The organism is Mycoplasma zalophidermidis (assembly GCF_018913985.1).
Taxonomy (GTDB): domain Bacteria; phylum Bacillota_I; class Bacilli_A; order Mycoplasmatales; family Metamycoplasmataceae; genus Mycoplasmopsis; species Mycoplasmopsis zalophidermidis.
Window position 1 is genome coordinate 47498 of record NZ_JAHMHK010000002.1, and the last position, 14643, is coordinate 62140.

The 14643-nt window shown below is 28.8% G+C and carries 10 protein-coding genes; 5 read left to right on the plus strand and 5 right to left on the minus strand.

Annotation, left to right across the window (positions count from 1 at the left end; translation table 4 throughout):
• Positions 1 to 44: 44 nt before the first annotated feature.
• Positions 45 to 260, minus strand: coding sequence for an ATP-binding cassette domain-containing protein (locus KQ878_RS04195; protein ID WP_258451778.1), 216 nt, complete (start codon positions 258 to 260; stop codon positions 45 to 47).
• Positions 261 to 505: 245 nt separating this feature from the next.
• On the minus strand, positions 506 to 4243 hold the full coding sequence (locus KQ878_RS04375; protein ID WP_216567826.1) for a DEAD/DEAH box helicase: 3738 nt from the start codon (positions 4241 to 4243) through the stop codon (positions 506 to 508).
• Positions 4244 to 4546: 303 nt separating this feature from the next.
• On the opposite strand from KQ878_RS04375, the gene KQ878_RS01910 reads away from it, so the two are divergent.
• Both KQ878_RS01910 and KQ878_RS01915 read left to right on the plus strand, forming a co-directional pair.
• On the plus strand, positions 4547 to 6976 hold the full coding sequence (locus KQ878_RS01910) for a hypothetical protein (protein WP_216567827.1): 2430 nt from the start codon (positions 4547 to 4549) through the stop codon (positions 6974 to 6976).
• A 79-nt stretch (positions 6977 to 7055) separates the two neighbouring features.
• Positions 7056 to 7730, plus strand: coding sequence for a hypothetical protein (locus tag KQ878_RS01915; RefSeq protein WP_216567828.1), 675 nt, complete (start codon positions 7056 to 7058; stop codon positions 7728 to 7730).
• 79 nt (positions 7731 to 7809) lie between these two features.
• On the opposite strand, the gene KQ878_RS01920 is transcribed toward KQ878_RS01915, so the two are convergent.
• Both KQ878_RS01920 and KQ878_RS01925 read right to left on the minus strand, forming a co-directional pair.
• Positions 7810 to 8400, minus strand: a complete 591-nt coding sequence (locus KQ878_RS01920; RefSeq protein ID WP_216505533.1) for a hypothetical protein — start codon at positions 8398 to 8400, stop codon at positions 7810 to 7812.
• Positions 8401 to 8414: 14 nt separating this feature from the next.
• Complete coding sequence (locus tag KQ878_RS01925) at positions 8415 to 9143, minus strand: phosphotransferase (protein WP_216567829.1); 729 nt, start codon at positions 9141 to 9143, stop codon at positions 8415 to 8417.
• 82 nt (positions 9144 to 9225) lie between these two features.
• On the opposite strand from KQ878_RS01925, the gene lepA reads away from it, so the two are divergent.
• The 3 genes from lepA (at position 9226) to KQ878_RS01940 (ending at position 13626) form a co-directional block, all read left to right on the plus strand.
• Complete coding sequence (lepA, locus tag KQ878_RS01930; protein ID WP_216505535.1) at positions 9226 to 11019, plus strand: translation elongation factor 4; 1794 nt, start codon at positions 9226 to 9228, stop codon at positions 11017 to 11019.
• Between the two features lie 90 nt (positions 11020 to 11109).
• A complete protein-coding gene (locus KQ878_RS01935) occupies positions 11110 to 12927 on the plus strand; it encodes an MAG1210 family protein (RefSeq protein WP_216505536.1) in 1818 nt (605 codons plus the stop codon).
• Positions 12928 to 12957: 30 nt separating this feature from the next.
• Positions 12958 to 13626, plus strand: a complete 669-nt coding sequence (locus KQ878_RS01940; protein WP_216505537.1) for a LemA family protein — start codon at positions 12958 to 12960, stop codon at positions 13624 to 13626.
• Between the two features lie 43 nt (positions 13627 to 13669).
• Here the strand turns inward: KQ878_RS01940 and KQ878_RS01945 are convergent, their stop codons facing one another.
• On the minus strand, positions 13670 to 14497 hold the full coding sequence (locus tag KQ878_RS01945) for an HAD hydrolase family protein (protein ID WP_216505538.1): 828 nt from the start codon (positions 14495 to 14497) through the stop codon (positions 13670 to 13672).
• Positions 14498 to 14643 lie beyond the last annotated feature (146 nt).

Here is a 14643-nt window from a genome sequence, read left to right on the forward strand (position 1 = left end):
TTCTTTAGTTGGTACTGTTCTAGATAGAAATTGAAATACAATTTTTAGTTATACTCTATTGTTTCTCCTAAAATAATTGGTGATTTGGATATCATACCCACTTCTCTTCTTAAATCTAAAGAAGGAACTAAATCTAGATCGCGTTCATTGCAAATAATGCTACCTGATGTTGGTGAGGTCATCTTATTTCACATCTTCAACAATATTGATTTCCCAGCGCCACTAGGCCCCATAATTACATTGACTTTACCTTTTCAAATTTAAGGTGCTTTATGTCTAAAATATTTTCGTATTTTATGTCATTCAATTCAAAGATTTCGCTTACTAATATTTAAAAAATATAAACAAAGTTTAATCACTCAATGAAATATATTTTTTACTTATAGCCCTTATAATGAATTTATTTGTAAAACTAATTATTAAATTTAGTAATAAAATAAAAAATAAAACCGAGTGTAATAAATTAATAAACACGGTTTTATTTATAATTTAAAGTAAGGATTGTCTAATCGTAAATACCTTCTTCAAATAATTCATCGAAATCATCACCAGATTCTTCATCCATTAATTTGGCATCAATATCTCATTCTCCATCTTCGTCAATCACTTTATCAATTGTAATATCAACGTTATCTGAGTGAATATTTAAAGATTCCTTAAAATCTTGCTTTATTTCGTTTTCGTTCTTGTTTTCTTTTTTACCCAAAACATCATTTGAATCTCTTTGATCGACAAAAAGATCATCAGTTGGTTTATTTAAATCTTGAACCGTTAATGAATTATGAATTTGTGCCGAAGATGAAAGTAATAGTTTCTTATAGAAATTGAGATTCTCATTATCATTAACCCTTAATTCATTGGGCTGTTGAACATCCTCTATATCGGAAATTTGTTCCAATTCTTCTTTATTAACTGAATTTTCAATTGTTTTTTCTTGATAATCACTCGTAATTGTTGCTATTTCTACGTTTTCTATGGATGGATAAACATCTAATTTTTGGTCAATATCATCATTAGGAGCATTTATTTCTTCACTGGCTTCATGTAATATTTCTGCACCATTTGAAGTTGTCAATGCTAAAGGATATATATATTCAATATTGTCTAAGGTATCATCTAATTTTTGCTCATTAAGAACTATGTTATTTATTAAATCAGTAATTTCTTGCTTGATGTACTCTCAATTTAATCTGTCTAGTTTGAACAATTTGTAGTTTTTCGCTTCAATAAATTTACATAAATCTTGAAATTCTAAATATTTTTTAGGATTGTTAGCATATTTATAGTCATCAACTACGATTGAAAATATATTTTTGTCATTAGACTTTATTGAAAAATCAACATTTAAAGTACCAAGCGTGTTATTTACATATAATTGAATTCAAGGCTTATTTTCAATACATTTTAATAAATAATCGTGTATTTCATTGAACAAATTACTGTGTTGTGATAAGTCTATTGTATTGGTTCTTGTTTCCTCTAAGTCAATTGATAAAAAATCTTTACGTTCAGCATCTGATAATTCCAAGAATTCTAATCATTTTTTGAATGTATATACATCATCGTTATCGAATGTAACATTAATGTCACTTGAATGAAGTGATTTTATAACAATCATTTTTTCTTTTGCTCTTGATATGGCAACATTCAATGAGTTCTTTCCGCCCGGGCGACCTACATATGTTGAATGTATCTTAGCGTTTGAATCATAACCTAGAGAAGCGATTACTAAATCAGCCTCATCACCTTGTATATTTTCAATATTCCTTAATAACAATTGATTAGATTTCAATGCATTTTCAATTTCGGGATGAATCTCAAAAATCGTTTTAGTTATCGCCTCTTGCTGTTTAGCGTTAAAACACAATAAAATTATTTTTTTGTATTCTTTTAAGCTCTTAGAAATTAAATCAAGAGCAATTTTTGCTTCAACTGCATTTTGGTTATCTATTCATTCACCACTGGCCTCGATTACTTTAATTGGTTTAGATGAAGAATTAACATGCGCCGAATCAATAACATCTAGACTTGATTTATAGAAATGTTTAGAACTAAAAGTCATTAGGGCAGCATGATTTGAACGGTAGTTTTTGTTTAATAAAATGCTGTGAATACCCAAACCTAAAGCATAGTCTAACAATGATTCAGTTATACCGTAAACAGAATCTTCATCGGTGACTCTGATGCCAAATCAATTTGATGGTTTCATTTGTTGGTCATCGCCAGCTAAAACCTTAGTTTTCGCTAGGTATAATACTGGCAGTCCTTTTTCAATAAAAATTTGGCTTGACTCGTCTAACACTGCATAGTCAAATTCTTCTTTATTTCATGCAGATAAGTCGGCTTCAGGAGTGACAATAATTACAGGGAATAATTTTTTAATCAAGTTAGAAAATCTATTAACAAATTTATATGGTTCCGTTTTCCCTAATCTTATAGTTAGTGCAAATTCACCATAATCTTCTTTTTCTTCATCACTCAAATTTTCAACACGATCAATAATCAATTTAGCAATATATTTTTTTAGCTCGTTTTGATCACTAACCTCGGGCTTGTCTTTAGGTGGTAAAATTGCAAGTAACGATGTTATGAAATTGAAATGATCTAAATCCATATCTTTGCTGATATCTTTTAATTCGTTAATGTTAATATTTGTATTATTAAATTCTTCAAAAATCTTCTCTGCTTTTTTTATTGCATCTTTTCTTTTGCGCGATCAGAATTTTCAACAAAGTTTATTGTTCTTAAGCATTCATTTTTCAATTTGTTTAACACTATCAAACTTACATTCATTTGGATATTTAAAAAATGAAGTGTCTGGAAGATTCAAGAGAACCTCTCATCGTTTGATATTTAAATCACCCATATATTTATTCAAAGTTGGCAATATTTTTGCCACTTCACCAAATCTTATATCTTGAGAAAAATTTGCGATGTTTTTGATATATCTAAGTTCCTTTTTACTTAGAACTCTCAATGCTTTTAGATTACTTACTGAATCAAATTGTTCAATATAATCAATATATTCTTTCAGGGGTTTGAAAAAGGATTTTTTGCTCATTTCGGCTGAATTAAGCATAAATAAACAAAATGGTTTTAACATTCCCATACGATTACGGATTACTTCAAGAGCAGCTTTCTTTTGCGAACAAACTACTGCAGTTTTACCATAAACCAGAATGTTAGTTAGCAAGTTAACAATTGTTTGCGACTTACCAGTTCCCGGAGGACCTCAAATTACAGTGTTTTGTTGCAATGGGGATGCTATAGCTTTATCTTGACTAAAGTTAGTTGGTGTAATTTTAAAAATACTGCTACGAGGATTGAAAATTAAATTATCAACCGCTTTAGTGTAATTAGATTTTTTGAATTCTATTTTAATAATTTTTCCAACATCATCATTTTTGATTATTTCCATCATCCGATTTCTTATATAACCGCCGGCGGGTTGAAATAGACCCAAGACAACACCAGGGCAAAATTCAAGAGATTCGTTCAAGACATTTTCTGGACTTAATTTTTCAAATTCTCCAAAAATATCCGGTATGTGAGGGTAAATGTTTTCTCATTCGGATTTAACAAAATCAATAAGATCCTTGATTGTTAAGTCAGAAATATTCATACTGGTGTCTAAATCAAAGTTAGCATTATTCAATAAGAATAGCAGTTTTTCATTTGGTTTAATATCTGAATTAGAATAAAGTTTTGGACGAGCATTTTCAATTATTACATAAGCTTCCTTCAAAAATAATGGCCCGTAAATTGATTTTCCATCAATATTTACTTTTATATACATGAAACCCAAATGAATTGGTCAAATATTAGTTTGTTCGTTAATTTCCTTGGCTCTATTCAAAAACATTTTTCATTTTATTGATTGTTTTTGAAATTGCATTTGCAATTCTTCAGTTATTTTTTTAATACCAATTTCAAAATCTTTTTTTAATAATCTCAACTTAAAATCAGAGATTGATAAATCAAAATCTTCAATTAGATTTAATGCTTCTTCATAATTTTGCGCTTGACTCAACTGTTGAGATGCAAATTTTAATTTTTCCTCTATGATTTCGATTTTAAATTCTTTTTTGTTTCAAATTTTACGATAAGTTTCTTCACTAAATAATTTATGTAAATCAAAAAAGTAGTTATTATCAACCTTTGTAAAAACCGCCTTATCATTAGGACTAACATCCAATAAATTACTCAAAATTGTTTTATATCTTTTTTCGTTTTCACTAAACATACAGACCCCTTTACATTAGTTATTTAATTATATATATAAATATAAGTTTAATTATTAAATATAATAAAACTTGGAAAACCATAATAAAAATATTTGTCTTTTTATAAGTAAAAAACTAATTATCGTCCGAAAAATATGGAAGTTTTCATATTTTTAATAGTTTAGGCGGTGGAAAACTGCAATCATTATCACTATTCCGTATAATTTAAAATGAATAATTATTTATATTTATATAAGTAAGTTCGAAAATAAATAATTTTAAAAAACAAAAAAATAACAGTAAATTTATGAAAGGTAATTAATATGTCAAAAAAACATGCATTCGGAATTGGGTTAATATTGGCCACAACGACAGTAACAGCATTTTCGGCAATTCTAGCATCTACAACCATTTTAAATAGATTTGATATTAAGAATTTAAATTTTCTTGAAAATAAGGAATATGCGCAAAAAGAAATAAACAAACTTAAAACCAACGATTTGCGTAGCGAAAAATACCGCTATTTTTTACAAATTAACAATATAAATAAGCAAAATTCATTAAAAAAAGCAGAAGAAGAAATTACTAATTTAAAAAACATAAATATGGTTGACAAGAATAATTACATATCTCAGTTGACTATCGATCTCAAAAACCAATCCCAAATAGATAAAGTTGTGTTAGAAGCAAAGAAAAAAAATTCTTCGAATAAATACCGAGTAATGCCAATTAATATGTTAGCAAACTCAATGCCTGTTGTAGGAAGAGGCTCCGAAAATTTTGCTTTTTATATTCCTGATCCCAGCAAAGATTGAGATAAAAAAACTCGTGAGTTTTTAATTAAAGCAAAAGCGGAAATGATTATTAAATATGAATTATTTAAGTATCTAAACACTAACCCGCAAAACATCACTCCCAAACAGAAAGAATTTTATGGTCAATACATTTATATTTCAGCATTTTCTTCTCGATTACTAAATGAGTTATATTCAAAATCAGGGTACCTCAATGAACAAATTACAAATGAAAATGCAATTTGAAAAAGAAATGATGAATTTAAATTTATCGTCGATCAAGTTAAAGATAGTGAGAACACAAATCAATTCAATTATATTAAGAGCATTTCTGAAATTTTGAAATTCTTAAGAGTTATGGATTTTAAGGAAAATAATCCAAAGAAATTCAGTTGACACCCTCGAAAATACGCATCAGTTTTTTATAATAATATTGAATCTGTATTGGGGACAAAACAAAATAAATTAAACCGTCAAAATTACATGTTTCACTATAATCCTTATTTAAGCAAAATAATTTCCGCCGAACAAATAAATAATTTGAACTTAGCAGTCGAGGCAATATTAACATATCTAATTGAAAATCAATATATAGATGAATCTTCACCAGAAGAAGAAATTATTTTTAATACTATCAGAACCATTTTAAGTGAAAAAGACACAAATAATTTAATCAGTATTAAAATTAGAAAAAATCAAAAAACTATAGACAACAATGAAATAACAAAAATTCGTAACCAATTAAATGATAAAGGTTTTGATTTAAGTAAACTTACATCATGATTTAAGAACGTACAAAAAATCTATATTGATTTCCATCAAGAATCAATACAGGAACTAATAGTAAGATCTTACACAGAAGCTGACATGTTATTAACAAATTTTTTAGGTATGGTTTTTTCATTTGGGCCCGATATGGGAGCCATGGAAGTTGTCAGTAAAAGAGAATTGATCAATCTTATTAAAAATATTGAAAAATATCCCTTCGCCAAAAACTTAAACTTGACACGCGAAAATCTAATAAAATTTTTAGCTGATTTTTGAAACATGATGTCAGCTGCAATGTTGAATGAAATAAATTATGACCAACTGATATCAAATATAAAAAATAATAAAATTTTTGATTTTATTGCAAAATATTCTCTATTTACGAAGGATAATGATGAAGAACCCTATAAACCTTACCATAGTAAAATACAAATAATCTTAAATGAGTTAAACGCGTTACTAAATGAGTGTGAATCCAAATCTGTAAACAACATATATACTGATAAAAACGAATTACGTAAATTAATAAATGAAATTGAAGCGAATCCAAGTTCTTTCGATATTTTAGATAAGTATCATCAAACATGATCTTCGAAAGAAGAAACTAAATTAAATATCTATGATTTAGAAAATCTGATTAGATTTATCTCGAATGATTTATTGTTGTCACTAAACCCAACACGGTTTTCATACAAATTTTTCAAGATGAAAGAAAGATCTATTAATAACGCTAATGATTTAATTCGAAATAGCATAACAAGTGTTCAAAAAATAATTCTAGAAAACATAAATCACTTTAGCTCATTAGGAAATATAGCTAAACGTGAAAGTATAGAAGACTTAGATTTATCTCGCATAACCTCTTCTTTCCTCGGGAAAATTATCGGAATGCCGATAGATTCTGATAATTCTTATATTGACAGTTTTGAAAAGGAAATTAATGATATTTTAGAATTTTTAGATGAAGAAACCTACTTTAGAAATGTTGCAGATAAATTAAGAATAAAAAAAGATGCGATATTTAAAGAATTAAGAAGTTCTCTTGATTCTAAATATTCACTAGAGTTTTCATTAAGGTTGAAAGCACTTGATAATATAAGCGATGAAGAATTTTTTAAAATACTAAATGAAAAAGGAAGAATAGTGATTGAAGCACTCTCATTAGAATTGCAAGCTAGAAATATACGTTAATTTTATCGAACTACATTCTAATTTAAAAAATAACATTAACACTAATCTTTGCACTTTCATTGATTGAGGTAAGGGCCGATTGAGAATTAATTTTAATAACAATGTCTCAGGATATAAATTAATACTCGATGATGATACTGATAATAAGTTAAATCTCTTGAAAAAAATTGATAGAAATATAACAATACATGAAAACCGTGGGAAAACCGTCATATCTATGGGTCCCGATTTAAACGATAAAGCTCAATCATTTTTATCAAAATTAAATCAAATTTATGTAGAGATATATAAGCACGAATTTAATTTAAATCTCCATCCATATCAAATTAATAATATTTTCCATATAGATAAGATATCGAAATTTGATACCTTAAAAATAGAAAACAAACAATATTGTAAGAGCATACAATCATTAATTTCTACTCAAAAAAGTTTCTACTGAGAATTCTTTGAAAAAATAATACTAACTTCGGAGCCTAGTTTTCACGATAAAATTCAAGCATTCATCCGTGAAATTAATCCTAATAATCACAACGATACAAATTATTGTTTGTTAGAATTTATGTTTTATACTTATCTTGGACATAATTATGATCTCATTTCCTCATTGCTTGAAGAATATTTAACATTTATTAAAAATATTAATATAGATAAAAAACCAGATGAACTAACTAATGAATTTGAATCTTTCAAAAAAACATTTAGTGAAAAGATTGACGATATTATTAATAAATTTAACAAATTAAACCTATAGTGATTAATCATTTTTCGATTTGCTAATTCAATTGTAAAATGAGTATAAAAATAGCAACCATTCAGCGGTTACTATTTTTTTAATCTAGATTATTTTTATTTTTTCTTTTATGATGTATAGAAGCAATAGAACTTAAAACTATTATAACAACATCTATAATTGGCAATACAACAAATGGTATATTTAAATATCTATTTACTTCATCATTATTTATATACTTACTAAATAATCCATTCAAGAAAATACTTACAATAATACCTCCTGCCACAACAATAAATAGCAATACAATCGGTGCTAAAATGAAACTTTTTTGGAATATTGAAAATAAAGCCATAATAAATACTACTATAGTTCAAATGCTAAGCAATACAGACAAAATAGCGCCACAAGCTACTCCAAAATAGTAAATCACAACTTTGCTTGAATTCATCCCGCTATTCATAGGTTCCTGTAATCAATCTGATAATCTTTTAATATTAGAGATAAAACCGGCCATAAACCATTTAATAGATACAAAATACAAAGTAACATTTTCTGAATTTGTTCAATTAAAATAGTTACCTTTATTAATGTTTGCAATTTCTTTTAACTGCATAATAAACAAAAAAACCATTAGCAGCAACATCACAACTGAAAAGTAAATTATTTTACTTAATTTTAATTTTTTCACACTACCTCCGTGTTTTAAGAATTTGTTAATTTCTTTAATTCATTACCATAATTATAAATTCTTTTTTCATATTCTTCAGTATTAAATGGAGGTTTTGTTTGAGTTTGCACCCACAAAACAACCAAATAATTTACTAAAATCTTATGACGCAATAGATGAATATAATTGTAATTTCCATAAGCATTTAGAAATTTTGTTTCTAAATCACCCCTTAAATTACCTGCTTCAATAATATATGCCAATTCAAAATGTTTATCTCCCAGGGTCGAGTATTCCCAGTCAACAAAGAATATTTTGCCATTAGTCTGAATCATATTAAATGGTCATAGGTCATTGTGCAACGGAGTTGTTTTATCCATTTTAGATAGCGTCAAATTCACACAGCGATAATATTCTTCCAAAACAGGAACACTGCGGTTTTTTTGTTTTAATATTCTGCGATATTCTTTTACTCTCGCAGCGTGATTAGATTTAGGAAAACTTAATTTTGAATCATGGATTTGTTTTACTTGTTGAGCAATAAGTTCAATGTTTGAGAAATCAAGTGTTGGTTGTTTACCTTCAATGAATTCTCATTTTATAATATCTAGCTTATTTTCAATAAGTTTAGGAACAAAATTAAATTTACTTAATATGTGGTAATCAATTTTGTGATTGAAGCCATTAAATTGCTTTTCTTGAACAAATTCATCACCGATTCGATAAGAAATGTTGGTATGTCCAGTTGTAATTTCTGTTTTCATAATTCTCCTTTTAAATGGAATTTATTGTATTTTTTGCATTTTATTATAAAATTTAATACATATATTATAAGGAGAGCAAATAATGGACAAAACAAAAATTAGAAATTTTTCAATCATTGCCCATATCGACCACGGCAAAAGTACTTTAGCTGATAGAATTTTGGAACTTACTCAAACAGTTAGCCAACGTGAATTGGAGGAACAAACCCTAGACACAATGGACCTAGAAAGAGAAAGAGGAATTACAATTAAGTTGAACGCGGTACAAATAAAGTACAAAGATTATATTTTCCATCTTATTGACACACCAGGCCATGTCGATTTTACCTATGAAGTCTCACGTTCTTTAGCCGCTACTGAAGGTGCATTATTAATTGTTGATGCAACACAAGGTATTGAAGCACAAACATTAGCCAATGTCTATTTAGCTCTTGAAAATAACTTAACAATTATTCCAATAATAAACAAAATTGACTTACCATCTGCGGACATCGAAAGAACAAAGGCTGAGATTGAAAGAGTAATTGGACTACCAACTGACAATGCAGTTTGTATATCTGCTAAAACCGGATTGAACTGTGAACAAGTACTTGAAGCTATTGAAAAATACATACCTGCACCCTCTGAAGCAGATGATTCAAAACCTTTGAAAGCACTAATTTTCGACTCATATTTTGACGAATATCGTGGAGTTGTAATGTTAGTTAGAATTGTGCAAGGTAAATTAAGGCGTAATGACAAAATTAAATTTATGTCTTCAGGGCGTATTAATCAAGTTTCTGAATTAGGGGTAAAATCACCTCGCGAAGTTAAAAAAGATTATCTAGAAGCTGGTGAGGTTGGATGAGTTGCTGCCACAATTAGAGATGCAAGAGATGTAAGTGTTGGTGATACTATAACCTTAGAAGAAAACCCGGCGGAAAAACCGTTGCCTGGTTACAAAAAGAAACAACCGGTTGTTTTTACGGGATTTTACCCAGTTGACACACGCGATTATATGGAATTAAAAGAAAGTCTAGAGAAAATTGCATTGAGCGATAGTTCTATTTCATGAGAACAAGAAACATCTCGGGCATTAGGTTTTGGATTTAGAGTTGGATTTCTCGGTATGCTGCATATGGAAATACTTCAAGAACGTTTAAATCGTGAATACAATATTGGTGTTATTGCTACATCTCCATCTGTTGAATATAAAGTTTATCGTACTGATGGAACATTAGAAATGGTTTCTAATCCTGCATTTCTACCTGATAGAACATTTATAGATAGAATTGAGGAACCATATATTTATTCAACAATTATCGTACCTGATAGCTATATCGGGAATGTTATGGAACTATGTCAAGGCAAAAGAGGAATCTATCGCGATATGGAATCACTAGATGGTAACAGAAGCAAAATTACTTATGAAATGCCATTAGCTGAAATTGTTGTTGACTTTTTTGACCGATTAAAAAGTTCAACAAAAGGTTACGCCTCATTCGAATATGATTTATTTGGTTATAAAGAAACAGACTTAGTAAAAGTTGATGTTTTATTAAACGGTGACAAGATTGATGCCTTCACAATTATCACACATCGTGACAACGCATATTCAAGAGCTAGAGATCTTTGTCAAAAACTTAAGGATGCTATTCCAAGACAAAACTTTGAAGTACCTGTTCAAGCAGCTATTGGAGGAAAAATTATTGCTAGAGAAACTATTAAAGCTTATCGTAAGGATGTTACAGCTAAACTTTATGGTGGAGACGTCACTCGTCGTCAAAAACTACTAAAGAAACAAAAAGAGGGTAAGAAACGTATGAAAATGCTGGGTTCTGTTGAAGTTCCGCAAGAAGCGTTTCTTAAAATATTGAAAACAAATATCGACAATTAATGGAGTGGTTACGCTCCGTTTTTTATTGGAGTTCCTTAATCAATATATAATAATTAAGATATAATTTAAGTTACTAAAATAAGGAGTAAAATGATACCAACAATATCGATTGATCAACCACTTGATGAATATGAATCATATAAAAATAAACATACGGAAAATGTTGAAAATTTCTTTAAGGAATTAACAGAAAAATCAAACATAGATGTCAACGCGAACCGTGCAACAGCAGATAAGATTTACAAAAAAGAAGAATTAATAAATAAATGAAAAAATAAACTAAGCAAACTATGAATCGCTAAAGTATTTAATATAATATTTATTACTTTGGCCTGTGTGGTATTGGTAGGAACCATATTCACCCTAGTTTATAAAGGTATGAATGATAATGAAATTTCCACTGAAAATATACTAATTTGCACAGCCCTAATATTAATTTCTGTATTATTAATCACCGGTTTAAGCGTTATACAAGCATTAGTAATAAAGAAACATATTAATTCAGCCGAATTAACAAAACATAAATTAGAATCAGAGAGAGAAGAACTTATAAATGAGGCCTTTAGTCAAATAAATCCTCTATTAAACCTAATCAGACCGGGTTATAAAATTAAATTATTTAAAAAAACTATGCCAATTTTACAAATGGATCGCCATTTAAATCTTGGTAGATTGCGTTCATTAGCTCAAAACTATGATTTTAAAGGCGATACAAATCACAACCAAATGCATGAAAGAATTCAATCGGGAACAATTTATGGCAACCCTTTCGTTATTTCGTCAAGGTTATTACATGAAATGGGTACTAAAACATACACAGGAACTTTGCTTATTTCATGAACTGAGTATTCTTACGATTCTAACGGGAAGCGTGTTGCTGTACACCGCAGCGAAACACTTGTTGCAAGAGTTATCAAACCTTTCCCTGAATATTGGCACAAAACTTATATTTATATAGGTTCACAAGCTGCCCCTGACCTACATTTCACCAGAAATGCAAATAACATTAATAACGAATCAGATTCGCAAATAGCTAAATACGTCAAAAAATATGATAATGTATTGAAAAAAATTATGAATGACAATCCTAAATTTACTGCCTTGGCTAACACAAAATTTGAAGCTTGTTTTGGTTCCACAGATCGAAACCATGAGCAGCAATTTAGATTATTATTCACTCCTCTTGCTCAGCAAAACATTGTTAAGTTATTAACCGACAAAAAACATGGTTATGGCGATGATATGTATTATGGAAAATACGGAAAGTTAAACCTATTTCAGTTTGACCACTTAACAGGTGAAATTCTAAATGAAGATGTATCATTATTCCGCATGTTTGATTATGATAACATTAAAGAATTATTTATTAAAGTTAACCATGAATACTTCAAAACACTTTACTTTAGTTTTGCTCCTTATTTTTCAATACCAATTTTTCAGCAAACAAAAGCTGTCGAATATATATATAATGATAAAATTGATTACAATTTAAACGAATACGAATACGAACATCAAATATCATATTTACCAAGAGCTGTTTTTGATCACCCAAGTACACAGACTCAATCAATTTTGAAAACAAGTTATGTTTCAGATAACGGAAATGATACAGAACAAGTTAAAGTAGAATCTAGTAGTTTTAAAATTAAACAAAGAGTTGATTATGTATCTGTTAGAGGTGGTGATGGACGCCATCACATGGTTCCCGTACCTTGAGATGAATATATACCAATTTCTAAAGAAACAGATATTCTAATTAAAAAAATACAAAACTATCCAATAGATATTGATGAATACAAAAAAGAAATTTATGAATCAGTAAATAATGGTTCGTTAGGTTTTGATACAAATATCGAAGACAAAGATGTTTTTCTATCATTCGGTTCTATTATCAAAATATTAAATTAATATATAATTTAACCACTAGAAGGAGGACATATGTCAAATCAATTAGACGAAATGGAAGGACCTATTCTTGAACAAGGTCACGATGTTAACGTAATTAACAAAAAATTACCTATAAAAACAGGAGCAGGTTCAGTAATATTTGAAATTATTCTGTGAGTTTTAGGAATCATCCCAGGGCTTATATTCTTGTTTGTAAAAATTAAAGCTAAAAATTATTTAGCACAAGTTGAACAAAAAATTCAACATAATGCTTCGCAAATTGATAACTATTTAGAACAAAGAGTTGTCATTATGACTAACATTGCTTCAATAGTTTCTAAATCAATCGACCTAGATAAAGATGTTATGAAGTCAGTAGCTTTATATCGTTCAGGTATGAAACCAACTGAAGAAAATAGATCAAACTTTGCAAGTTCAATTGACCAAACAATTGGAGCAATTAACGTTCAACTTGAAAATTACCCTGAATTACAAGCACACGGAGCTTTAAGAGATGCGTTGCAACAAAACTCGTACTTACAAAAGGAAATTACTGCTGCCAGAGAAATCTACAATGACTCAGTATATCAATGAAATAGATCAGTAAATGAATGGCCTGCTAAAATGATTGTTGCATCGAGAAATAACTACACAACGAGAATTCCTTTTATTGCTAGTGCTCAAACTAAAGCGGATGCTAGAAAAGACTTCTTCGCTTAATTTAAGCAAACAAAAATGAGCAATTTAAATTTTGCTCATTTTTTTATTGATTTTCCAAATGCTCTATTTCTGACATAATTTTACCAACTCCACCATTTTTGTAATCATGATTTGATACAAAATCTGCAATTCTTTTAATTTCATCCATCGAATTAGCAACAGCCATTAAATATCCTATTTCGGGTTTAGCTGTTACGTCATTTCCTGAATCGCCAATGTGCATGGCAGTTTTAATGTCTAGCCCCAATAATTTACAAATATACTGTGCCGCCTTCCCTTTGGTTGCTGATTTATGGGTAATCTCAATAGAGTATCCTTTTGAAACAAGATGAAAACTTAATGAAGGGTACTTATTTCTTCATTTTTCGAGTTGTAAAGCCATCACATCTCTTTCAAGTCCAAATACTAAATACTTAAACACTTCCTCTTCGTATGGAATTTTGTCATAGTTTAATCTGGGAATTTGCGACGCTCATGAACGGATGAACAATGGGTTGTTGTTACTTGAACAATATAAATATTCAGTATCGTTAACAAAAATGAATAAACCCAGTTTTTGAAACTCACTCATTATCTTTTGTTTGTCGTCGGCGCCAATTGTTGCTTTTCAAACAGTTTTACCTTTATTATCGATAATTTGAGCTCCAACTGAACATATAGTAAAAGGAGCATTAATTTTCTTCATTAATTCTCTCAAAAATTTATTATTTTTTCTGCCGGTTGAAACAATAACGGGTTTATAATTGTTTATTTTTTTAGCGACAGAGATATTAAAATCAGAGGCCGGATAATTCGCATCAGGTTGATCAAAAAAAGTACCATCTAAATCTAAAAAATAGGCGCATGGATTAATATCTTTGTTTATTTTCATTTAATTATTATAAACCATATTTTAATAATGATTTATAACTAGTTTACTAAGTCTATTTATTTTTCCTAAAATACTGTAATATGTGTATTTATGAAAAAAATTACAATCCTATAATAAAACTAACAACAAAAACATTAATTTATGTC